At 65.9% G+C, this 22,603-nt stretch carries 23 protein-coding genes; 9 read left to right on the top strand and 14 right to left on the bottom strand.

Features of this window, described 5'->3' with window-relative positions:
* Window positions 1–6 precede the first annotated feature (6 nt).
* Window positions 7–393, bottom strand: a complete 387-nt coding sequence (locus C4K40_RS17645) for a DUF2946 domain-containing protein (protein WP_172681617.1) — start codon at window positions 391–393, stop codon at window positions 7–9.
* Window positions 394–486: 93 nt separating this feature from the next.
* On the opposite strand from C4K40_RS17645, the gene C4K40_RS17640 reads away from it, so the two are divergent.
* On the top strand, window positions 487–924 hold the full coding sequence (locus C4K40_RS17640) for a DUF3995 domain-containing protein (RefSeq protein WP_031321572.1): 438 nt from the start codon (window positions 487–489) through the stop codon (window positions 922–924).
* Between the two features lie 40 nt (window positions 925–964).
* Here C4K40_RS17640 and C4K40_RS17635 read toward each other — a convergent pair whose 3' ends face one another.
* The 6 genes from C4K40_RS17635 to C4K40_RS17610 are packed head-to-tail and all read right to left on the bottom strand — an operon-like array spanning window position 965 to window position 7,037.
* Window positions 965–1,333: a Na+/H+ antiporter subunit G gene (locus C4K40_RS17635; RefSeq protein WP_022643987.1), complete on the bottom strand. Its 369-nt coding sequence runs from the start codon at window positions 1,331–1,333 to the stop codon at window positions 965–967.
* Window positions 1,330–1,608 carry a K+/H+ antiporter subunit F gene (locus C4K40_RS17630; RefSeq protein ID WP_022643988.1) on the bottom strand — a complete coding sequence of 93 codons (279 nt, stop codon included), beginning with the start codon at window positions 1,606–1,608 and terminating at the stop codon, window positions 1,330–1,332. Before C4K40_RS17630 ends, C4K40_RS17635 begins: the two co-directional genes overlap by 4 nt.
* Complete coding sequence (locus C4K40_RS17625; protein WP_022643989.1) at window positions 1,605–2,093, bottom strand: Na+/H+ antiporter subunit E; 489 nt, start codon at window positions 2,091–2,093, stop codon at window positions 1,605–1,607. The genes C4K40_RS17630 and C4K40_RS17625 overlap by 4 nt, the downstream gene beginning before the upstream one ends.
* Window positions 2,090–3,778: a monovalent cation/H+ antiporter subunit D gene (locus C4K40_RS17620; RefSeq protein WP_053130642.1), complete on the bottom strand. Its 1,689-nt coding sequence runs from the start codon at window positions 3,776–3,778 to the stop codon at window positions 2,090–2,092. The genes C4K40_RS17625 and C4K40_RS17620 overlap by 4 nt, the downstream gene beginning before the upstream one ends.
* Complete coding sequence (locus tag C4K40_RS17615; RefSeq protein ID WP_011060906.1) at window positions 3,775–4,119, bottom strand: Na+/H+ antiporter subunit C; 345 nt, start codon at window positions 4,117–4,119, stop codon at window positions 3,775–3,777. Before C4K40_RS17615 ends, C4K40_RS17620 begins: the two co-directional genes overlap by 4 nt.
* Window positions 4,119–7,037, bottom strand: coding sequence for a monovalent cation/H+ antiporter subunit A (locus tag C4K40_RS17610; protein ID WP_053130640.1), 2,919 nt, complete (start codon window positions 7,035–7,037; stop codon window positions 4,119–4,121). The genes C4K40_RS17615 and C4K40_RS17610 overlap by 1 nt, the downstream gene beginning before the upstream one ends.
* A 198-nt stretch (window positions 7,038–7,235) precedes the next feature.
* Here C4K40_RS17610 and C4K40_RS17605 point away from each other — a divergent pair, with 198 nt between their 5' ends.
* On the top strand, window positions 7,236–7,610 hold the full coding sequence (locus C4K40_RS17605) for a hypothetical protein (protein ID WP_053130638.1): 375 nt from the start codon (window positions 7,236–7,238) through the stop codon (window positions 7,608–7,610).
* A 10-nt stretch (window positions 7,611–7,620) separates the two neighbouring features.
* Here C4K40_RS17605 and C4K40_RS17600 read toward each other — a convergent pair whose 3' ends face one another.
* A complete protein-coding gene (locus C4K40_RS17600; RefSeq protein ID WP_053130636.1) occupies window positions 7,621–8,553 on the bottom strand; it encodes a DMT family transporter in 933 nt (310 codons plus the stop codon).
* A gap of 85 nt (window positions 8,554–8,638) precedes the next feature.
* Between C4K40_RS17600 and C4K40_RS17595 the strand changes: the two genes are divergently transcribed.
* From C4K40_RS17595 to C4K40_RS17570, 6 genes are all read left to right on the top strand, one after another.
* Window positions 8,639–9,202 (top strand): helix-turn-helix domain-containing protein, encoded by a 564-nt coding sequence (locus C4K40_RS17595; RefSeq protein ID WP_053130633.1) that lies wholly within the window; start codon window positions 8,639–8,641, stop codon window positions 9,200–9,202.
* A 191-nt stretch (window positions 9,203–9,393) separates the two neighbouring features.
* Window positions 9,394–10,596 carry an SfnB family sulfur acquisition oxidoreductase gene (locus tag C4K40_RS17590; RefSeq protein WP_053131397.1) on the top strand — a complete coding sequence of 401 codons (1,203 nt, stop codon included), beginning with the start codon at window positions 9,394–9,396 and terminating at the stop codon, window positions 10,594–10,596.
* Window positions 10,597–10,607: 11 nt separating this feature from the next.
* Entirely contained in the window at window positions 10,608–11,081 is a 474-nt protein-coding gene (locus C4K40_RS17585; RefSeq protein ID WP_053130632.1) for an acyl-CoA dehydrogenase, read from the top strand.
* The gene (locus tag C4K40_RS17580; RefSeq protein WP_053130629.1) at window positions 11,071–12,501 is read left to right on the top strand and encodes an LLM class flavin-dependent oxidoreductase; all 1,431 of its coding nucleotides are present in this window, start codon (window positions 11,071–11,073) and stop codon (window positions 12,499–12,501) included. Before C4K40_RS17585 ends, C4K40_RS17580 begins: the two co-directional genes overlap by 11 nt.
* Window positions 12,502–12,558: 57 nt before the next feature.
* A complete protein-coding gene (locus C4K40_RS17575) occupies window positions 12,559–13,470 on the top strand; it encodes an acyl-CoA synthetase (protein ID WP_124421334.1) in 912 nt (303 codons plus the stop codon).
* A 174-nt stretch (window positions 13,471–13,644) separates the two neighbouring features.
* A complete protein-coding gene (locus tag C4K40_RS17570; RefSeq protein WP_053130623.1) occupies window positions 13,645–15,078 on the top strand; it encodes an FAD/NAD(P)-binding protein in 1,434 nt (477 codons plus the stop codon).
* 56 nt (window positions 15,079–15,134) lie between these two features.
* Here the strand turns inward: C4K40_RS17570 and C4K40_RS17565 are convergent, their stop codons facing one another.
* The 6 genes from C4K40_RS17565 to C4K40_RS17540 form a co-directional block, all read right to left on the bottom strand.
* A complete protein-coding gene (locus C4K40_RS17565) occupies window positions 15,135–16,241 on the bottom strand; it encodes a Gfo/Idh/MocA family protein (RefSeq protein WP_053130621.1) in 1,107 nt (368 codons plus the stop codon).
* A gap of 273 nt (window positions 16,242–16,514) precedes the next feature.
* A complete protein-coding gene (locus tag C4K40_RS17560; protein WP_022644000.1) occupies window positions 16,515–17,282 on the bottom strand; it encodes an SDR family oxidoreductase in 768 nt (255 codons plus the stop codon).
* Window positions 17,283–17,320: 38 nt separating this feature from the next.
* Window positions 17,321–18,388: a phosphotransferase family protein gene (locus C4K40_RS17555; protein ID WP_022644001.1), complete on the bottom strand. Its 1,068-nt coding sequence runs from the start codon at window positions 18,386–18,388 to the stop codon at window positions 17,321–17,323.
* A gap of 170 nt (window positions 18,389–18,558) precedes the next feature.
* On the bottom strand, window positions 18,559–19,515 hold the full coding sequence (locus C4K40_RS17550) for a 2-hydroxyacid dehydrogenase (protein ID WP_053130619.1): 957 nt from the start codon (window positions 19,513–19,515) through the stop codon (window positions 18,559–18,561).
* 15 nt (window positions 19,516–19,530) lie between these two features.
* Window positions 19,531–19,917: a VOC family protein gene (locus C4K40_RS17545; RefSeq protein WP_053130617.1), complete on the bottom strand. Its 387-nt coding sequence runs from the start codon at window positions 19,915–19,917 to the stop codon at window positions 19,531–19,533.
* Window positions 19,918–20,045: 128 nt separating this feature from the next.
* Entirely contained in the window at window positions 20,046–20,585 is a 540-nt protein-coding gene (locus C4K40_RS17540) for a cysteine hydrolase family protein (RefSeq protein ID WP_053130615.1), read from the bottom strand.
* 496 nt (window positions 20,586–21,081) lie between these two features.
* On the opposite strand from C4K40_RS17540, the gene C4K40_RS17535 reads away from it, so the two are divergent.
* Window positions 21,082–22,362, top strand: a complete 1,281-nt coding sequence (locus C4K40_RS17535; RefSeq protein ID WP_022644005.1) for a serine/threonine transporter — start codon at window positions 21,082–21,084, stop codon at window positions 22,360–22,362.
* The last annotated feature ends 241 nt before the right edge of the window (window positions 22,363–22,603 follow it).

Genomic DNA, 22,603 nt, shown 5'->3' with positions numbered 1-22,603 from the left:
CAAGAGTCAGGCGTGGGGCGGTGCCCGGGGACGGGCGGTGGGCCAGCTATGGTGGGCGGGGAGATCGACCTGGAGCGGGCCGGCCAGCGGCGGCGCCTGGGGCTGCGGCAGGAAAGCCAGGCCAAGGCTGGTGTTCAGCGCCGGGCCCATGCCACCGGTGGAGCACAGCGGGCAACCGAAGGCCTTGGCCAGGGTCGGCAGCGAATCCTGGTCGGTGGGGGCTTGTACCGGCGCCTGGGTGGCCGGATCGACGCTACAGAACTGCCCGCCGATGCCGTTGAGCTGCATGCCCAGCATCTGGCCATGGCCGATGCTGCAGGCGAACACGTTGAACAGGACGCAGCAATACAGCATCCAGGCAACGAGCGAGCGATCGGAACGGGCGAATTTCATGGGCCGGCACTTTAGCATCGAAGACGACGAACGTACTTACCAAAACGCGCAATCAGGTCCATTCTTCAGCGAAATTTTCCAGGGACGTCCAACATGACTCATCTGCTTGCACAGGGAGTGGCCGGAACCTTTTTATCGATCAGCCTGTTGCACCTGTACTGGGCCGCTGGCGGCAAGCGCGGCAGCGAGGCGGTGATCCCGCAGGTGCCTGGGCCTGCGCCCGGGCAGAGCCAGCCGGCCTTCCAGATACCGGCGCTGGCGACCTTGCTGGTGGCGCTGGCCCTGTTGCTGGTCGCGCTGCTGGTGTGCCTGCGGGTCGGGCTCTTGTTGCCGAGCGTGAGCCATCCGGCCTTGCAGTGGGTCATCAGCGCCATGGCCTTGCTGATGTTCGGCCGGGCCATTGGCGATTCGGAACTGGTGGGGTTCTTCAAGCAGGTGCGGGGTTCGCGCTTCGCCCGGCTCGACACGCTGTTCTATTCGCCCTTGTGCGTGGTACTGGGGGCTGGGCTGCTGGTGCTGGCCTGGGCCTGAGCAGCCCCGCAAGGCAAGCGCGGGGCGAGCCCGCGCCTGCTCAGTTGCCGGTTTCCTGGCGTTTGCTGCTGACTTCCGCCGGCACGTCGTCGCCGGCCATGCGCTTGCGGAACAGCGCGGCGCGGGCCAGCAGCAGGGTCGTCACCGGTACGGTGATCGACAGCAGGATCGGGATCAGCCAGGCGTGCAGCACCGGCCCCGACTTGAGCGCCGAGAAATACAGGATCGAGGCCAGGGCCACGGTCCACGAGCCCAGGGTCGAGGCCAGGGCCGGCGGGTGCATGCGCTGGAAGTAGCTCTTCATGCGCAGGATGCCCAGCGCGCCGATCAGGGCGAACAGGCTGCCCAGCAGCAGCAACAGGGCCACCAGGATTTCCACCCACAGGGGCAGTTGTTGCAGGTCGTTCATTCGATCACCTCGCCACGCAGGAGGAATTTGGCCAGGGCGAAGGAGCCGACGAAGCCGAACAGGGCGATCAGCAGCGCCGCCTCGAAGTAGGTATCGCTGGAGTAGCGAATGCCCAGCACCAGCATCATCAGCATCGCCAGGATGTACAGGTAGTCCAGCGCCAGGACCCGGTCCTGGGCCGAAGGCCCCCGGAACAGGCGCACCAGGGTCAGGACCATGGCCAGGGAAAAGATGAACAGGCTCAGCAGGATCGCGTTATCCATCAGTGCGCTCATTCGAAGATCTCCATCAGCGGGCGCTCGTAGGTGGCCTTGAAGTGCTGGATGAATTGCGCTTCATCCTCCAGGTCGAACACGTGCAGCAAGAGGATGCTGCGGTCCAGGGAGAGCTCGGACCAGACCGTGCCCGGCACCACCGTGGTAATGGTCGACAGCGCCGCCAGCCCGTTGGCGTCGCGCAGGTCCAGGGGCACCTTGACGAACGCCGAGCGCACCGGACGCCGGCCGTTGTTGAGCACGCCCCAGGCCACCAGCAGGTTCGACACCAGTACGTCGCGACCCACCAGCAGGAACAGGCGCAGGATGGTCCAGGGCCGGCGGATGCGGATCGGTTGCGGGCGCAGCGGGCGCATCAGCAGCGGCGCGAGAAAACCCAGCGCCGCGCCCAGCAGCAGGTTGCCGGGGCTGACGGAGAGGTTCAGCAGCAGCCACAGCAGCCACAACGCCAGGGACAGGAAGGGCGAGGGGAACAGGCGCTTCATGGCTGCACCTCCATCGACAGTGCAGCCTTGGCCTCGGGGCTGAGCACCGTCCGGGTGCCCAGTACCGCCATCACGTAGTGCTCGGGATGATTGAGGTTGTCGGCGGTGTCCTGGGTGAAGCGCAGCAGCGGCTCGGCCTTGAAACTCAGCAACACGCACAGGCCCAGCAGCGCCACTATCGGCACGCACTCCAGGCGCCGCAGCACAGGCGAGGGTCGCTCCTCGGGCGTCCAGAAGCGGCGGATGCCCAGGCGCGCGAAGGCGATCAGGGACGCCAGGCCGGAGAGGATCAGCAGCGCCAGGAAGCACCAGCCCGCCACCGGCACCTGGGTCTGCAGGCCACTGCCCAGGCCCTGGGGATTGAGCAGGGCGGCGATCAGGTTGAGCTTGCCGATAAAGCCCGACAGCGGCGGCATGCCGATGATCAGCAGGGCACAGGCGATGAAGCTCAGACCCAGGAAGGCCATGGTCCAGGGAATCACCTGGCCGACCACCACCTGCTGCTCATCGTCGAGGTTGCTGCCCCGGGGCGGCGAGGCCCCCAGTGGTTGGGGCAGGATCTCGCCTTCGTCTTCCAGGGGCGCCTCGGTGGCCGAGCGTGAGCGTTCGATCAGTTCGGCCAGGAGGAACAGCGCGCACATGGCCAGGGTCGAGCTGAACAGGTAGAACAGCGCCGCGCCGGTCAGTGCCGGTTGGGCGAAGCCGATCACCGCGAGCAGGATCCCCGCCGAGACCAGGATGCTCAGGCTGGCCATGCGCTCCAGGCGTTGCGCGGCGAGGATGCCCAGCGCCGCACAGCAGATCGTCGCCAGGCCGCCGTACACCAGCCACTGGTTGCCGAAATAGGCCGAGGCTCCGGCCTGGCCGGAAAACAGCAGGGTCCACAAGCGCAGCACGGTATAGACCCCGACCTTGGTCATCACCGCGAACAAGGCCGCTACCGGTGCGCTGGCCGAGGAATAGGCCGGCACCAGCCAGAAGTTCAGCGGCCACATCCCGGCCTTGGCCAGGAAGGCGATGGCCAGGATCGCCGTGCCGGCGTGCAACAGGCCACGGTCGGCCTCGGGCACCAGCGGGATCTTCATGGCCAGGTCGGCCATGTTCAGGGTGCCGGTGACTCCGTAGATCATCGCCGTGCCGATCAGGAACAACGACGAGGCCAGGAGGTTGATGGTGATGTAGTGCAGCCCCGAGGACACCCGCGCCCGTCCCGAGCCATGCAGCATCAGGCCATACGACGCTGCCAGCAGCACTTCGAAGAACACGAACAGGTTGAACAGGTCGGCGGTGAGGAAGGCCCCGTACAGGCCCATCAGCTGGATCTGGAACAGCGCGTGGAAGCTGGCGCCGGCGCCGTCCCAGCGGGCCATGGCGAACAGCAGCGCGCTGACCCCGATGATGCCGGTCAGCACCAGCATCAGCGCCGTCAGGCGATCGACCACCAGCACGATGCCGAACGGTACCTGCCAGTTGCTCGGCAGGTACACGCCGAACGAGCCGGTGGCGCCATCGGCCTGGGTCCAGTACAGCAGGTACAGCGCCAGGCCCAGGCCCAGCAGGCTGGAGAACAGGTTGAGCCGGGCCTTGAGCGGCCGGTGTTTTTCTCCCAGCAACAGGAGCAGGGCCGCGGTCAGCAGCGGCAACAGGATAGGGGCGACGATCAGGTGCGACGACAACAGGTTCATTCCTTGGGCTCCCGACCGTCGACGTGGTCGGTGCCGGTCAGGCCCCGGGATGCCAGGAGTACCACAAGGAACAGCGCGGTCATCGCGAAGCTGATGACGATGGCGGTGAGCACCAGCGCCTGGGGCAGGGGGTCGGTGTAGTGCAGCAGGTCCTGGGGCACGCCGTCCTTGACGATCGGCTCCTTGCCGATGAACAGGCTGCCCATGCTGAAGATGAACAGGTTGACCGCGTAGGACAGCAGGCACAGGCCCATCACCACCTGGAAGGTCCGCGGGCGCAGCACCAGCCAGACTCCCGAGGCGGCGAGAACACCAATGGCGATTGCAATGACTTCTTCCATCAGGCGGCTCCGCTCTTGATCAGGGATTTGGACTGGCTGGCAGGCTTGTGGGCCCGCACCGACTGGTGCGCCAGGGCGGTGAGGATCAGCAGCGTCGCGCCCACCACCACCGCGTACACGCCGATGTCGAAGAACAGCGCGCTGGCGATATGAATATCACCGAACAGCGGCAGGTCCAGGTGCAGGGTGTGGGTGGTCAGGAACGGATAGCCCCAGGCCAGCGCGCCGAGGCCCGTGGCCACCGCGAACAGCAGGCCGGTGCCCATCCAGCGCAGCGGTCGCAGGCTCATCTGCGCTTCCACCCACTGGGTACCGGCCACCATGTACTGCAGGATGAACGCCACCGACATCACCAGCCCGGCGACGAAACCGCCACCCGGCAGGTTGTGCCCGCGCATGAACAGGTAGAAGGACACCACCAGGGCGATCGGCAGCAGCAGGCGCACCAGCACCGCAGGCACCATCATGAAGCCCAGGGCGGTGTCGCTGGCCTGGCGCGGGTTGACCAGGTCGGTAACCACGTCCGGTGCCAGCAGGCGCTGCTGGGCCGGCAATTGCATGCTTTCCTTGGGCGGGCGGAAGCGTCGCAGCAGGGCGAATACGGTCAGGGCCACGGCCACCAGCACGGTGATCTCGCCCAGGGTGTCGAAGCTGCGGAAATCCACCAGGGTCACGTTGACCACATTGGTGCCGCCACCCTCGGGCAGGGCCCGGCTCAGGTAGAACGAGGAGATGTCGTTGGGCGTCGGCCGGGTCAGCATGGCGTAGGACAACAGCGCCATGCCCAGGCCCACGGCGACCGACAGGCTCAGGTCGCGCAGGCGGCGGATACGCGCCTTGGGCACGCTGCTGGGCAGCGGCGAGACGTCCTCGATCCGCCGCGGCAGCCAGCGCAGGCCCAGCAGGATCAGCACAGTGGTCACCACTTCCACCACCAGCTGGGTCAGGGCGAGGTCGGGGGCGGAGAACCAGACGAAGGTGACGCAGGTCATCAGCCCGCAGACGCTGACCATGGTCAGGGCGGCCAGGCGGTGATACTTGGCCTGCCAGGCGGCGCCCAGGGCGCAGGCGATGGCCAGCAGCCAGAAGGTCACGAAGACGATGGAACCGGGGATCTTCGGCCGGTCGCCCCAGGTCAGGCTGCTGTAGAGCATGGGGATCAACCCGGCGATCACCGCCGCCAGCACCAGCAGGAACAACTGGCTTTGCAGGCGCTTGGTGCTCAGCCGCCGTTCCAGGCCACGGGCCAGTCGGGTCAGGGCTACCAGGCAGCGTTCGAACAGGCGCTTGCCATTGAAGCGGCCCACGCCCGGCGGGTAGGCGAAGCGGCCACCCACCAGCGGCTTGCGCAGCAACAGGTAGAGGACGATGCCGCAGGACATGGCGATCAGGCTCATGATCATCGGCGCATTGAGGCCGTGCCAGATCGCCAGGCTGTATTCGGGCAGGGTCCCGCCCACCACTGGCCGCGCAGCGGCGGCCAGCAACGGCCCGATGATCTGGGCCGGGAAGATCCCCACCAGCAGGCAGGTGAACACCAGCAGCTCCACCGGCGCGCGCATCCAGCGTGGCGGTTCGTGGGGCGTGTGGGGCAGGTCGGTGGCCGGCTCGCCGAAGAACACATCGACGGTGAAGCGCAGGGCATAGGCGACGCTGAAGGTCCCGGCGATGGTGGCGATCACCGGCAGGGCGATCTCGACCCAGGCGCTGGAATTGATGAACACCGTCTCGGCGAAGAACATCTCCTTGGACAGGAAGCCGTTGAGCAGCGGCACCCCGGCCATGGAGGCGCTGGCCACCATGGCCAGGGTCGCGGTGTAGGGCATCAGCTTGATCAGGCCGTTGAGCTTGCGGATGTCGCGGCTGCCGCTCTCGTGGTCGATGATCCCGGCTGCCATGAACAGCGAGGCCTTGAAGGTGGCGTGGTTGAGGATGTGGAATACCGCGGCCACCGCCGCCAGCGGACTGTTCAGGCCCAGCAGCAGGGTGATCAGGCCCAGGTGGCTGATGGTGGAGTAGGCCAGCAGGCCCTTGAGGTCGTTCTGGAACATCGCGCAATAGGCGCCCAGCACCAGGGTACAGGCGCCGGCGCCGCCGACGATCCAGAACCATTCTTCGCTGCCGGACAGCGATGGCCACAAGCGGGCCAGGAGAAACACCCCGGCCTTGACCATGGTCGCCGAGTGCAGGTAGGCCGAGACCGGTGTCGGTGCGGCCATGGCGTGGGGAAGCCAGAAGTGGAAGGGGAATTGTGCGCTCTTGCTCAGCGCACCGAGCAGGATCAAGGGAAGCAGGACAGGGTAGAGGGCATGGGCCTTGATCTTGTCCGCGGCAGCCAGTACCTGGTCCAGGTCATAGCTGCCGACCACATGGCCGAGCAGCATGACCCCCGCCAGCAGGCATAATCCCCCGGCCCCGGTGACCATCAACGCCATGTAGGCGCCACGGCGGGCGTCGGAACGGTGATGCCAATAGCCGATCAGCAGGAACGAGAAGAGGCTGGTCAGTTCCCAGAAGAACACGATCTGGATCAGGTTGCCGGAGATCACCAGGCCCAGCATGGCGCCCATGAACGCCAGGAAAAAGGCGAAGAAGCGCGGCACCGGGTCCTGGGGCGACATGTAGTAGCGCGCATACAACGACACCAGGGTGCCGATGCCCAGCACCAGCAGCGAGAACAGCCAGGCGAAGCCGTCCAGGCGCAACACGAAGTTCAGTCCCAGGCTCGGCAGCCAGGTGTACTCCTCGCGAATCACTCCGCCATCGGCGATCTGCGGATACAGCAAAGCCACCTGAATGGTGCCGATGAGGGCAACCAGGCCGGCCAGCAGCGATTCGGTGTTACGTGCGTTGTGCGGCAACAGGGCCGCCAGACAGCTGCCCATGAATGGCAGAAGCAGTAGAACTATCAGGGACATAGGCTTCTAATCTGCGGAAAAGTATGACGCATAATACGTGCCAGGCCCTTGATCACCAACCGCCAAGCGCGGCTGGATAGCCATCGGAAATGTTACATGCGCTTTCAAAGGTAGGAGACAAATGCCCGCTTCGCCCGTTCCCGGGTGTTCGCACAAGGTTTGCCCTGCACGTAACTCATCGGACAAGGATCGACACGGATGCACCCAGCCAAAACCACCACCAGCAGCCGTTTGCTCCGGCGTGGCTGCTTTGCCCTGCTGTTCACCTGCCTGGGCGCCGCGTTGGCCATCGGCCTGGAACGGCTGTACCCGCCGGCCCAGGAGATGATCAGCACTCGCAAGGCCCTGGTCATCGACGGCCCCCCGGACGACGGGCACCGCTACCTGTTGCCGCCGGGCACCGTGCTGTATTACGAAAAGGCCATGCCGGAGGGGCATGTCCGCTACCGGGCCTATTTCTATTACAAGGGCGCCATTGAAGGTGATCCGCTGCCGCTGGAGCCCAAGCACCATGGGTCCTTGATCGCCCCGGGCTGGCTTTCGAGCCCCGGGCCCGATGGGCCGTCCTTGTAGGTGGCTGGGGTCAGGACGGTGTCGACTCACCGCCCAGTGAGGCTTCTGGTCTGTGCGTCGATCTGCGGTTGATCTTCAGCTCGCTGACGATCACCGCCAGCACGATCATCACCCCGCCCAGCAGGGCCAGGGCGGGCAGGCGTTCCCCGGCGATGCGCCCGACGATCCCGGCCCAGACCGGTTCGCCGGCATAGATCAGCGTGGCCCGGGTCGGCGAGACGCTCTTCTGGGCCCAGTTCATCGCCACCTGGATCGCCGCGCTGGAGGCTCCCAGGCCCAGGGCGATGACCAGCAGCAGCCAGGAGAATTCCGGCAGTGTTTCCCCGGTGGGCAGCACCATGGCAAAGGCCAGTACCGAGGTCACCGCCAGTTGCACCACCGTTACCCGGCGCACATCCACGCGCCCGGCAAAGCTGCTGATGAGGATGATTTCCGCGGCGATCGCCACGGTGCTGATCAAAGTCGCGATCTCTCCGGGGCTGAAATCCAGGGAGGCGCCGTTGGGCCCGGACAGCAGCATCAGCCCAGTGAATGCCAGCATGATCCCCAGGCTGGGCAGCAAGCCCGGGCGCTTGCCCATGAACAGCCATTGCAACAGGGGCACGAAGGGCACGTACAGCGCAGTGATGAAGGCCGACTGGCTGCTGGGGATGGTTTGCAGACCCACGGTCTGCAAGCCATAACCGAGCATGATGGCAACCCCGATGAAGCTGCCGGCGCGCAACTCGAACAGGGTCAGGCCGCGCAGGCGCGACCAGGAGAAGAGCGCGACGATGGCGGCGGCCGCGGCGAAGCGCAGGCCAACGAAGAACATCGGGCCGCTGACGCCCATGGCTTGTTGCACCAGGAGAAAGGTGCCGCCCCAGATCATGGTGATCAGCACCAGTACGGCCTCGGCCTTGCTGAGCTTGTAGGAAAAAGTGCTGGAAGTCCCGGATGTCATGGTCTTGCGTGCTACCTGAGGGGGACGCACAATGCGCCGGAAATTGGGCAGTATACTGCGCAGGCCCAGGGAGCGAGCGAATAGAGTGCATAAGGAAAACAGTCATCGGGCTTCGGTCCTGCAACATGTCAGCCTCAATGTCCGGCGCCTGCGCCACGCCGCCGGCTTGAGCCAGAGTGCCCTGGCGCAGAAGTCGACGGTCAGCCGGCGGATGCTGGTGGCCATCGAGGCGGGGGAGAAGAACGTCAGCCTCGGGACCCTGGATCGGGTCGCCGAGGCCCTGGGCGTGGCCTTCAGCGACCTGATCCAGGCCCCGGATTCCCGGGACTCCAGCCGTATCAACGAACTTGCCTGGGCGGGGCTGATTCCCGGCAGCCGCGCAGTGCTGCTGTCCAAGGCCGAGGCCAGCCGTGAGGTGGAACTGTGGGAATGGCACCTGGAGCCTGGCGAGGAGTACCGCTCCGAGTGCGATGCCCAGGGCTGGAGCGAGCAGTTGTATGTGTTCGAGGGCTGCCTGACGGTGTTCTTCGGCGACACCGAGCGCCGCCTGGAAAGCGGCGACTTCTTCATGTTCGCCAGCCATGTACCCCATGGCTACCGCAACGATGGCACCCAGCCCACGCGCTTCGTGCGCAACGTGGTGATCTGATTCCGCGACAACTGTCCGCCTGCCAACAGTGGTTGGGCAGTTTGCCTGTTTTGTATTGCGGTGTTTTGTCGGTTTTATTCATAGCTCATTGAAATAGAAGGTTTTTATTCCTGGGCACGAGTTCTGCAATGGTCCTGGTGGCAGGCACCCGACGGGTGTCGATCTTGACCACCAGCAAGCGGAACCGGCCCATGACAGCCCCAGCCCAACCCCCTCGCACTGCCCATATCATCCGCAGCGATGCCGAAGCCATCAGCATCGCCCGGGACCTGGCCCGGCGCTTCGCCGTGGAAGCCGCAATACGCGACCGTGAACGGCGCCTGCCGGTGGCCGAGCTGGACGAGTTCTCCGCCAGCGGCCTGTGGGGCATCACCATTCCCCGCGAATACGGCGGTGCCGGGGTGTCCTATGTGACCCTGGTGGAGGTGATCAAGATCATCTCCGCCGCCGACCCATCCCTGGGCCAGTTGCCGCAGAACCACCTTGGGGTGGTGGACATCCTGTTGCAGACCGGCAGCGAGGAGCAGAAGCGCCGCTACTTCAGCCAAGTGCTGCGGGGCTATCGCTTCGGCAACGCCTTCTCCGAGGCCGGTAGCAAGCATGTCGGCGCCTTCCAGAGCCAGATCCGCTTCGACGGCGACCAGGCCCGGATCGATGGGCAGAAGTTCTACTGCACCGGTGCCTTGTTCGCCCATATCGTCCCGGCAGTGGCCGTGGATGAGGACGGCCAGGCCCATATCGCGTTCATCGAGCGGGACAACCCCGGGCTGACGGTAATCGATAGCTGGGACGGCTTCGGCCAGCGCACCACCGCTAGTGGCGGGGTCAGCCTGCAGGCGGTGCAGGTGCCGCGCAGCGCGGTGATCCCGGCCCACCGGGCCTTCGACCAGCCCACCGCCGATGGGCCGATCTCCCAGGTGATCCAGGCCGCGATCGACACTGGCATCGCCGTCGCCGCCCTGGAGGATGCCAAGCTCCACGCCCGGCAGTCCCGGCCCTGGATCGATAGTGGCCTGGACCATGGCTGGCAGGATCCCTACACCATCGCGGCCATCGGCGACCTGGAGTGGCGGGTGCACGGTGCCGAGGAAATCCTCACCCGCGCGGCCCAGGCCATCGACCAGGCCCTGGCCAACCCTGATGCGGACAGCGTCGCCCAAGCCTCGCTGGTGGTGGCCCAGGCCAAGGTGCTGTCCACCGAAAGCGCCTTGCTCGCGGCCAGCAAGCTGTTCGAACTGGCCGGAACTCGTTCGGTGTCGGCCAGGTACAACCTCGACCGCCACTGGCGCAATGCCCGGACCCACACCCTGCACGATCCGGCCCGCTGGAAATACCACCTGATCGGCAATTTCCTGCTCAACGGCGTCAAGCCGGCCCGCCACGCCTGGAACTGAAGGACAGCCCCATGAATGCCTTGACTCGACCCGATACCCCCCAGGATGCCCTGGCCCGCAATGCCGAACAGTTGCAGCGGGCCCGAGCCCTGTTGCACCAGACCCTGGCCTACGTATGCCAGCAAGCCCGGCCGTGGCCGGGCAGCGGCTTGGCGCAGGCCAGCCAGGACCCCTACGTGATCAGCCGCTTCGGTGACCTGCATATCCGCATCGAAGTGGCCGCGGCCCTGCAGGAGCGTGCCCAGCGCCACTTGCACGCGGAGCAGGACCCGGCCCAGACCCGGGTCGCCCTGGCGGAGGCGGCGATCGCCGTCGGCGAAGCGTTGCTGGCTGCCAGCAACGCCGAGTTCGAACTCACCGGCCAGCGCAGCCCGCAGCCCTCGACCCTGGACGACCCGCTGCGTTGGAAGTACCAGTTGATCGGCAACTATCGCCTCAATGGCGTGTTGCCCGAAGGTTCGGGAGTGCTGCCTGATGCCCCGTGAGATCCGCCTCAATGCCTTCGACATGAACTGCGTCGGTCATCAGTCTCCCGGGCTCTGGGCCCACCCCCGGGATCGCTCCTGGCAGTACAAGGACCTGGAATACTGGACCGACCTGGCGCGAATCCTCGAGAGGGGCAAGTTCGACGGACTGTTCATCGCCGATGTGCTGGGCATCTATGACGTCTACAACGGCAACGGCGAGGCGGCGATCCGCCAGGCGGCCCAAGTGCCGGTGAACGATCCGCTGCAACTGATTCCGCCCATGGCCCTGGTCACCGAACACCTGGGGTTCGGCCTCACCGCGTCGCTGTCTTTCGAGCACCCTTATCCTTTCGCCCGGCGCCTTTCCACCCTCGATCACCTGACCAAGGGCCGGGCCGGCTGGAACATCGTCACCTCGTACCTGGAGAGCGGTGCACGCAACATCGGCCAGCAGGCCCAGACCGAGCACGACGCCCGCTATGACTACGCCGAGGAGTACCTGGAGGTCTGCTACAAGCTCTGGGAGGGCAGTTGGGAAGACGGCGCGGTGCTGCGCGACCGCGAGCGGCGGATCTTCAGCGATCCAAGCAAGATCCACGAGATTCGCCACCAGGGCAGGCACTTCCAGGTGCCGGGCATCCATTTGTGCGAGCCTTCGCCGCAGCGCACCCCGGTGCTCTACCAGGCCGGGGCCTCCAGCCGGGGCAAGCAGTTCGCTGCCGAGCAGGCCGAATGTGTGTTCGTCGCGGCGCCCTCCAAGGTGTTGCTGAAAAAGACCGTGGCCGATATCCGCCGCCGCGCCGCCGAGGCCGGGCGCGATCCGTCGAAACTGCTGATCTTCAACCTGCAGACGGTGATCCTCGGCGAGACCGATGCCCAGGCCAAGGCCAAGTTCGAGGAGTACAAGAGCTGGGTCAGCTACGAAGGCGCCATGGCCCTGATCAGTGGCTGGACCGGCATCGATTTCAGTCGCTTCCGCCCCGACGAACCGCTGCAGCATGTGCATACCAATGCCATCCAGTCGGCGGTGGAGGCCTTCTCCACGGCAGATCCGAACAAGGTCTGGACACCCCACGAGCTGGCGGACTGGGTGGGCATCGGTGGTTTCGGCCCGTTGTTCGTCGGTGGTCCCCAGACCGTGGCCGACCTGTTGCAGGAGTGGGTCGAGGAAACCGACGTGGATGGCTTCAACCTGGCCTACGCCTTGACCCATGAAACCTTTATCGACGCCGTGGAACTGCTGGTGCCGGAGTTGCAGAAGCGCGGGGCGTACAAGACCGACTATGCGCCAGGCACCCTGCGCGAGAAGCTGTTCGGCGCAGGCCCTAGGTTGCCCGAGAGCCATCCGGGCAGTGCCTGGCGCGATCTCGGCGCGCAACGCCAGGTGGTAGCGGCTGCCGAGCCGGTGCGGCTGCGCCCGGCGGCGCAGCGGCCGTAGTGCGTCACTCGGTGTCCGCTGGCGGCAGCGGTCACGCGGGGGCACCAGGGAGCGGTCATGGAAATGTACGAGTCGCTGCGACACTGGGCCCGTGTGCGGCCCTTGGCCAACGCCCTGCGTCACAAGCGCCGGGGCCGTTGGCATGGTTGGCGCTGGATCGATGTACTGCGCGATGTCGAGCGCCTGGCCGATGGCTTGCGCCAGCATGGCCTTGGCTGGCGCTCCCGGCTGATCCTGAGTGGGGCGTTCGAGCCGGACCTGCTGCTTTTGGCCCTGGCGGCGCGCAGCCTGGGGGCCGAGGTGGCGAGCCTCGACGACCAGTCGCCCATCGGGGCCTTGCGTCAATGCCTGTGGCGCTGGCGCCCCAGCCATGTGTTCGTCGGCAGCGGCCGGCAACTGGCGTGCTGGATGGCGGCGGGGGAGAACGGCGTGGCCCCCGGCCTGCTGATCGTCCGTGAGTCGCCAGTCGGCTTGGCGAGTTCGCTCCAGCCCTGGCTGGCCTTCAGTCAGTTGCTGGGGCCCGGCAGTGGTTCCCGGCGCCAGGCATCTTGGCGTCAGCGCAACGCTACCGGACAGTTGTGGAGCGAGGAGGGGACCCAATGGCCGGGCGGGCTGGAGGTGTTGCTCGGGCAATGGCTGGGTAGCGGGCACAGCCTGGCGTTTCCTGAAAACCAGGGTTCGGCGGCCCGTGACCGGCGCGAAGTGGCTCCCAGCGAGCTGTTGCTGTCACCGCTGCGTTTGCAGGGCCTGGCAGAGGAGATCGAATCCCGCCTGGGGCCCGTCGGTAGCTGGCGCCGACGCTTGTGGGGCTGGACCATGCGCCATCCGCGCAGCGCCCTGGCGCGGCTGCTGGAGCGCCAGGTGCGGCGTGTTCTGGGCCTGGCCCGCCTGCGCTTCATCTGGCAGCCGATGCCGTCCCAAGGAGCGCTACCGGGCTGGATCGGCCGGTTCGAACGCCGCCCCGGATAGGCCACAGCGGATGGCGTCCTACTTTGGTACTGCCTGGCGAATCCGGTCGTGGCGCAGGCCTATTATCTTGCTGGGGATGTTCCCGGTGCCGGGCCAGGCATTACCCTGCTGCACGGGAACGCCCCACGCCCACCCGGGGCCAGAGTCCCGGCCAATCCTGACCGCGAGCACTTCATGAAGCAGACCTTTACCGGGCAACCGGACCCTGCCCCCCGCGATGCCGAGATCCTGATCATCGGTGGCGGCCTCAGTGGCGCCTCGCTGGCCGCGCAATTGCTACGCCAACCGGGGCGGCGCCGCATCCTGGTGATCGAGCCGCGTGCCGAGCTGGGGCGCGGCGAGGCCTATAGCGCCACCGAACTGGGCCATACGCTCAATGGCAATGCGGCGCGCATGAGCATCGACCCGGACAACCCCGACGACCTGACCCAGTGGCTGACCCAGCATATTGCTGAAGGTGGCTGGCCCGAATCGGCCGGCCAGCCGGTGCCCATCAGCGAGCTCTTCCCGCCCCGAGGGTTGTTCGGGGTCTATGTCCAGCAGCGTTTGGCCGAGGCCCGGGCGCTGGGTTTGGAGCAGGGCTCCTCAGTGGAGCATGTGCGCAGTGAGGTGGTGGACCTGCAGGGCCATGAGGACGGGATTGCACTGACCCTGGCCGATGGGCGCCGGTTGCGGGGCGCGGTGGCGGTGCTGGCCACGGGCATGTTCCCCGCCGCCCGTACTCGGCAAACCCATTCCAGTGGCCTCAACGCTGCCGCCCTGGACCCTTGGGATGTGGGCGCCATGGCGCGCCTGGACCCGATGTCCAGGGTGCTGATCATCGGTTCCGGGCTGACCATGGTCGATGCGGTGGTGTCGCTGGAGCAAGCCGGGCACCGGGGCCCCATCGAAGTGTTTTCCCGCCACGGGCTGCGGCCCCATGTCCGTCGGCAACCGCCGGCCTGGGTCGACTTCCTGGGCCAGGACCCGGCGATCCGCAGCCCTCGCCAATTGCTCCGCGAGCTGCGTCGCCAGTGCTGCCAGGCCCTGGCCCAGGGTATCGACTGGCAAGCGCCGTTGGACACGGTGCGGGTGCATATCCCGCGTTTGTGGAGCCAGGCCAGCGATTTCCAGCGTCGCCAGTTCGTACGGCATGTGCGGCCCTGGTGGGAGAGCCATCACCATCGTTCGCCGCCCTTGAGCGATGAACTGGTGAGGCGCCTGCATGCCCAGGGTCGGCTGCGGATCCATGCCGCCAGCTACCAGGGGCTGGACCCGGACAGTGAGGGGCGCCTGGCGATTCGCTTGCGTTATCGCGGCAGCCGGGAAAGCACGCGGGTGTTGGGCGATGCCTTGATCAACTCCAGTGGCATCGAGTACGACTGGCGCCGGGTGGACCGGCCCTTGCCCCGGCAGCTCCTGGCCCGGGGCCTGGTGCAACCGGGACCGCTGGCCCTGGGCATCAGTGCCGAGCCCGACGGCGCGGTGCATGACGCCCAGGGCCGGGCCGGCGAACGCCTGTTCGCCATGGGCCCGCCATTGCGTGGCCTGTGGTGGGAAAGCACCGCGGTCACCGATGTGGCCCTGCAAGCCAAGGCCCTGGCCATACGCCTGGCAGCGTTGTTGTAGCCGCTGGCGGGCATTGGGCTTGGCGTGATGAAGTCCTCGCCCTGGCCCGGCAGCGGTTACAAGGTGATCCAGCGTTGCTCCCGGGCGGCCAGGCGGATCGCTGCCGCCAGTCGTTCCACTTCCCAGGCTTCCTGGAAATCGGTGCCGTCTCGCCCCTGGCCGCACATCGCCATGAGCAGTTCCTGCACTTCCAGGGTCTTGAGTTCGTTGTAGCCCAGCTGGTGCCCCGGCGCCGGGCTGAAGGCCGCGTAGCCGGGCAGGGCCGGGCCGGCCAGCAGGCGCTGGAAACCCTGCTGGCCGGCCCGATACAGGCGCAGTTCGTTCAGGCGTTCCTGGTCGAAGGCCAGGGTGCCCAGGGTGCCGCTGATCTCGAAGGCCAGGTGGTTCTTGTAGCCGTGCTTGATCCAGCTGCTGCCCACGCTGCCCCGGGCGCCATTGGCGAAGCGCAGCAGCGCATGGGCCTGGTCATCCACGGCGATGGCGCGGCGCTCATGGCTGCCGGCCCGAACGGGGCGCTCCTGATGCACGGTATGGGTATCGGCGCACACCGCCACCACCGGCCCCATGAGAAAACGCGCCATGGCCAGCAGGTGGCTGCCCAGGTCCGCCAGGGCGCCGCCTGCTTGTTGCGGGTCGCAACGCCAGGACCAGGGGGCGTCCGGATCGGCCATGAAATCCTCGCTGAATTCACCCTGGAAACTCACCAGTTGTCCCAGCTCGCCTTTGTCGATCAGCTCCCGGGCCAGGACGATCAACGGATTGTGCTGGTAGTTGTAGCCGACCCGGGTCACCACCCCGGCCGCCTGTGCGGCTTGATGCATCTGCCGGGCCTGTTCGCTGGTCACGGCCAGGGGTTTTTCGCAGTACACCGCCTTGCCGGCTGCCAGGGCCGCCATGGCCATGGGAAAGTGCAAGTGATTGGGGGTGGTGATCGCCACCAGGCCGACCTGGGGATCATCGACCAACTGGCGCCAATCCGCGTGGGCCTTGGCGAACCCCCAGGCCTTGGCACACTGCGCGGCGCGTTGCCCATCGGCATCCGCCAGGGCTGCCAGGCGCGGGCGCACCGGCAGTTCGAATACCGCACCGACACTGCGAAAAGCCAGGGCGTGGGCGCGCCCCATGAATCCGGTTCCGATCAGCCCAACGCCCAGTTCATCCATCGCCGCACCTTTGGAGTTGTTGTGGTAGGGATGGCTATTTATGGAATAAAAATTCCTTTAATTCAATATTGAGAATAAATATTCTTTTTATGCGTCCCTGTAGGAGCATCGCTTGCTTGCGATGGTCGTTAACGATGACTTGGATTGCCTGACGGGACGCGGTGTCCTCTGGTTTATCGCGCGCAATCGAGCGTCCACCGGCTGCTGCTACAGGTTTATGTGGGGCATGAAAAAGGCAGCCCGCAGGCTGCCTTTTTGTACGGCGCAGGTGGCTCAGGACAAGAAACCGCCATCCACGTTCAGCGCAGTGCCGGTGGTGTAGCTGGAAGCGTCGCTGGCCAGGTAGAGCACCGCACCGGCCATCTCGCTCGGGTCGGCCACGCGCTTGAGCGGGATTTGCGCCAGGGCGGCGTTGCGGATGCTGTCGTTCTTGACCAGGGCCGAGGCGAACTTGGTGTCGGTCAGGCCCGGCAGCAGGGCGTTGCAGCGGATGCCGAACTGCGCGCATTCCTTGGCGAAGACCTTGGTCATGTTGATCACCGCGGCCTTGGTCACCGAGTAGATGCCCTGGAACAGCCCCGGCGATACGCCGTTGATCGAAGCCACGTTGATGATGCTGCCGCCACCGTTTTCACGCATCAGCTTGCCGGCTTCCACCGACATGAAGAAATAACCGCGGATATTCACGTCGACGGTCTTCTGGAAGGCACCCAGGTCAGTGTCCAGCACATTGCAGAACTGCGGGTTGGTGGCGGCGTTGTTGACCAGGATGTCCAGGCGCCCGAACTGCTCGCGGATGGCGGCGAACACCTGTTGGATCTGCTCCATCTCACCGATGTGGCAAGCAATGGCGGTGGCTTTGCCGCCGGCGGCGACGATGGCCTCGGCCACCTCCTGGCAGCCTTCGAGCTTGCGGCTCGAAACGATCACATGGGCGCCTTGCTGGGCCAGCAACTTGGCAATGGCCTCGCCGATGCCACGGCTGGCGCCGGAGACGAATGCGATCTTGCCGTCGAGGTCGAACAACTGAGTCTTGGACATGGTTTTTCCTTGTTGGGCGGTCAGGCGCCGAAGCGCCCTCAGAGGCTGGATTTGCCGATGACTTGCAGGCTCATCTGCTCCAGCAGCTTGTTCATGTGGATGAACTGCGCGAAGCGTTTGTCCTGGGTCTGGCCATGGTAGAAGCGGTAGTAGATCTGCTGCACGATGCCCGCCAGGCGGAACAGGCCGTAGGTGTAGTAGAAGTCGAAGTTGCCGATCTGGATGCCGGAGCGCTCGGCGTAGTAGTCGACGAACTGCTGGCGGCTGAGCATGCCCGGGGCGTTGCTTGGCTGGCGGCGCATCAGTTGCACCGGTCCCGGGTCGCTGGCCTCGATCCAGTAGGCCAGGGTGTTGCCCAGGTCCATCAGCGGGTCGCCCAAGGTGGTCAGTTCCCAGTCCAGCACGCCGATGATCTGCATCGGGTTCTGCGGGTCGAGGATCACGTTGTCGAAGCGGTAGTCGTTATGCACGATGCTCGAGGTCGGATGGTCGGCGGGCATCTTGTCGTTGAGCCAGGCCTTGACCACCTCCCACTGCGGGGCATCGGGAGTCAGGGCTTTCTCGTAGCGGTCGCTCCAGCCCTTGATCTGGCGCTGCACATAACCTTCGGGCTTGCCCAGGTCGCCCAGGCCGCAGGCCTGGTAGTCGACCCGATGCAGCTCGACGAAGCGGTCGATGAAGCTCTTGCACAGCGCCTGGGTGTGGCTGGCATCGAGATTCAGTTCCGCTGGCAGGTCGGAGCGCAGGATGATGCCCTTGACCCGTTCCATGACATAGAACTCGGCACCGATCACCGATTCGTCGGTGCAGTGCACGTAGGCCTTGGGGCAGTACGGGAAGCCGTCCTTGAGCTGGTTGAGAATGCGGAACTCGCGGCCCATGTCGTGGGCCGACTTGGCCTTGTGGCCGAATGGCGGGCGGCGCAGGACGAATTCCTGCTCGGGGTATTCCAGCAGGTAGGTGAGGTTCGAGGCACCGCCGGGGAACTGGCTGATCCGTGGCGTGCCGGTCAGGCCGGGAATCTGCGCCTTGAGGTACGGATCGATCAGAGCGGCGTCGAGTTCTTCACCGGAGCGGGTGCGGGTGGACTGGTCTGTAAGCGCCATGCTTATCCCTTCTGCTTATTCTGGAGGCCAGAGATTATTGACTAATCTAATGCGCGCGCTGGCCCCCCACAATCGCGGTGGGCCGTTATTGGCGTGGGTGTTGCTGGACAATCATTGTTTTTGATACAGGCGTTTGAACCGCTGCCAAGAGCATAGGCGCTGTTCGGGATTCAGCCGCGACTGGGTAGCGGCAGGGCCAGGGGGGTCAGCAAGGGCTGGCCGGAGAAGTGCGCCAGCAGGTTGCGGCCGACCATGTCCATGCTGTCGCGGCTGGCCTCTGGCGACAGCCCGGCGACATGGGGGGTGAGCACCACGTTGTCCAGGCGCTTGAAGCGCTCCGGAACCCCAGGTTCGGCATCGAACACGTCCAGGGCCGCTCCGGCGAGCCGACGCTGCTCCAGTGCCAGCAGCAGGGCCTCGGTGTCTACCACGCTGGCCCGCGCCACATTCACCAGGAAACCCTCGGGCCCCAGGGCCGCCAGCACCTCGTGGTCCACCAGGTGCCGGGTCTCGGCGCCACCGGGGGTGGCGATCACCAGCAGGTCGACATCCCGGGCCAGTTCCAGCAGGGTCGGGCAGAAACGATAGGGCTGCTCCGGTCGCGGCTGGCGGCTGTGATAGCTGACCTGCATGTCCAGGCCCAGGGCACAGCGCCGGGCGATGGCCTGGCCCACCGCGCCGAGCCCGAGGATGCCCAGGTGCATGCCGGTCAATGACGGGCGCGTGACTTTCGGCCAATGCCCCTGGCGTACCGCCGCGTCCGCCTGGGGGATGCCGCGCACCAGGGACAACAGCAGCGCCAGGGCGTGGTCGGCCACCGACGGAGCATTGATCCCGGCGCCAGTGGTCACGGCGATCCCGCGATTGCTCGCTGCTTGCAGGTCCACCTGCTCGTAGCCGGCGCCGATCACGCAGATGATCTGCAACCGGGGCAGGGCGCCGATCTCCTGTGCGCTCAGGCCCAGGGGGCCACGGGTCAGCACGGCGTCGATCTGCCCGGCGTGGTCGACGATCGCCCGGGCCCTGGCAGCGGGCGTCTGGGCCAGGATTAGTACAAAGCCCAGCGCTTCGAGCCGTGGCAGGTAGGCATTGAAATTCTCAACCAGGACCAGGACGGTGGCGGGCATGGTGGACTCCTCAGGTTATCGAGACAGGGTTTGCCGCAACTGGAAGATATTGCCTTCCGGATCGATACCGTCGCAGACCCGGGCGTCCTTGAACTGCCATTCACGTTCGGGTTCGTACAGCCGCCCGCCAGCACCGGCGGCGCGTTGCCGGGCCAGATCCAGGTCACTGACCCAGAACACTGGCTTGCAGGCGGATTCGCTGCGGGGCAGGAGGGGATCTTGCAGGACGATGCGCGCGGCGATCGCCGCCGGTACCTGGATCAGCGTCAGCTCCATGCCCTGGTGTTGCAGTTGCAGGTAGTCGGGCTGTCGCTCGCTGACGGGCCAGTCCAGCAGTGCGCTGTAGAACCGCGCCAATGCTTGTGGATCAAGGCTGTAGAGCACGAAGCCGGCAACACTCATGGGCAACTCCAGTCGGACGATGGCGAAGGCTCAAGGGTGCGCATTAGCCGGGCATTTGGCAATGCCCGGAACAGCCGTTGCCGGGGAGTGGCGCCGTGATCGGCGCGTCCCGGGCATTGATTGCAAGATCAGAAGGCGACGTCGGCGGTCGCGGCGAGGGTGACGAAGGCGCCGTCCAGGGTGGTGTTGTGATGATCGATGATCTTGCGCGCCCCCAGGTATGGGGTGTCCATGCAGGTATGGGCATCCTGCACCAGCAGTGCGGTAAAGCCCAGGTCGCCGGCGGCGCGGCAAGTGGCATCGACGCAGTACTGGGTCTTCATGCCGACGATCACCAGCTCACCGACCTGGGCCTGGTGCAGGCGCTCGGCCAGCCCGGTGCCGGTGAAGCAATTGGGGCGCGTCTTGTCCAGTACGCAGTCTTGTTGCTCGTCCACTTCCAGGGTCGGCAGCAACTGCCAGAACGGGCTGCCGGGAGCGATGGGCGAGTCGGCCGTACCGGTATGGCGCATGGCGAAGATCGGTGCCCCGGCCTGGCGGGCGCGACGGATCAGCTGGTTGATGTGGTCCAGGACCTGTTCGCGCTGGTAGGGCTTGTCCGGTCCGTTGAACAGTCCGACCTGCATGTCGATGACCAGCAGGGCGCGCTTGGCGTTGGGTGAAGGCATCTTGTCTCTCCTTGTTGTGCCAGCCGGACGGAGAAACAAAAGGCCCCGTCCATTGCTGGCGGGGCCTTGGTTGTCACTGTGCTTGCTTCATCCTGCACAGCCACCACACGACCCGCCGGAGGCAGTCGTGGTGTAGGTGGTAGGGATGAGCGGATAGGCATTCATGGGTCCGATCATGCCGTTCGTCGCCGACTCCTGTCAACGCAGGCGCGGGTCGGCCGGGATTCGCCAGGGGTGAGGCGATAAGCCGCTTTGACGGGCTGATCGGCACCTGCGAAAAAGCCGCAGGACCAGGGAGAGGGCCGGGCCAGACGCCTTGCGACAAAAACGGACATTATTGCTGCAACGCAGGTGCCATTCCTCCGCTGAGTCTATGCAGCGCCCTTGGAATCCCGGACAATCGCGCCCCCCTCTGTTTGCTCGGGGTTCTGTCTGTCGGGTATTCCGACGCGCTTCGAGCCAACGGCAAACGACCGGAATGTGGAGATCCCACCGGATGAATGATCAGGCCAACAGCGTTGATCAACGCTTTGAAACGGCGGCCCCAGCGACCCTGAGCAGCTGGAATCGCCAAGACACCACTTGGATGCTGGGCCTGTTCGGCACCGCCATTGGTGCCGGTACCCTGTTTCTGCCCATCAACGCTGGCCTCGGCGGCTTCTGGCCGTTGCTGATCCTGGCGCTGCTGGCCTTCCCCATGACCTTCTACGCGCACCGTGGCCTGACCCGCTTCGTGCTCTCCGGACGTGACGGCGCCGACATCACCGAGGTGGTGGAGGAGCATTTCGGGATCAAGGCCGGGGCCCTGATCACCTTGCTCTACTTCTTCGCCATCTTCCCCATCCTGCTGATCTACAGCGTGGCCCTGACCAATACCGTCGGCAGCTTCATGGAGCACCAGCTGCACATCGCCCCGCCGCCGCGGGCGATCCTGTCCCTGGTGCTGATCCTCGGCCTGCTGGCGGTGGTGCGCTGTGGTGAGCAAGTGATCGTCAAGGCCATGAGCCTGATGGTCTACCCGTTCATCATCGCCTTGCTGTTCCTGGCGGTGTTCCTGATCCCGCACTGGAACGGCGGCATCCTCGCCACCGCCGGCGATATCCCGGCGCCATCGGCCTTCCTGCATACCCTGTGGCTGGCGATTCCGGTGATGGTGTTCTCCTTCAACCACTCGCCGATCATCTCGGCCTTCGCCGTGGACCAGAAGCGCCGCTACGGCCAGCACGCCGAGCAGCGCAGCTCGCAGATCCTGTCCCGCGCCCACCTGCTGATGGTGGCCATGGTGCTGTTCTTCGTCTTCAGCTGCGTGTTGACCCTGTCGCCGGCCCAACTGGCCGAAGCCAAGGCGCAGAACCTGTCGATCCTGTCCTACCTGGCCAACCACTTCAGCAACCCGACCATCGCCTTCGCTGCGCCGCTGATCGCGTTCGTGGCCATCGCCAAGTCGTTCCTGGGCCACTACATCGGTGCCAGCGAAGGCCTCAAGGGCCTGATCATCAAGAGCGGCCGGCGCCCGGGCGCCAAGACCCTGGACCGGGTGACCGCGGCCTTCATGCTGGTGATCTGCTGGGCGGTGGCGACCTTGAACCCGAGCATCCTGGGCATGATCGAAACCCTGGGCGGCCCGGTGATCGCGGCCATCCTGTTCCTGATGCCGATGTACGCCATCCGCAAGGTGCCAGCCATGGCGCGCTATCGCGGCCAGGCGTCCAACGTGTTCGTGACCCTGGTGGGCCTGGTGGCCATCACCGCACTGGTGTACTCGCTGGCCTCCTGAGGCCGGGCTTGCCAGTCGCAACCCAATAGCTGCAAGCAACGCCGCCGGTGCTTCACTGCACCGGCGGCGTTGTCGTTCATGGGGGGATGCGGCACCTGTGCAGCAGGAAGCGCAGGAGTCGCGTAGCACGAGCGGGTTGGCCGCAGCCTTGTTCCGGGCTCGAGGTCGAACGGCGCGGGCTTGGCGCAGCGCTCTGTTGCCCGAGGGAGGAGGGACTGAGGTCGGGGCAATAAAAAACGCC

Origin of the sequence: Pseudomonas sp. CMR5c (assembly GCF_003850545.1) — a bacterium.
In the GTDB taxonomy this organism is placed as follows: domain Bacteria; phylum Pseudomonadota; class Gammaproteobacteria; order Pseudomonadales; family Pseudomonadaceae; genus Aquipseudomonas; species Aquipseudomonas piscis.
This window is presented reverse-complemented; position numbering and strand designations above follow the sequence as displayed.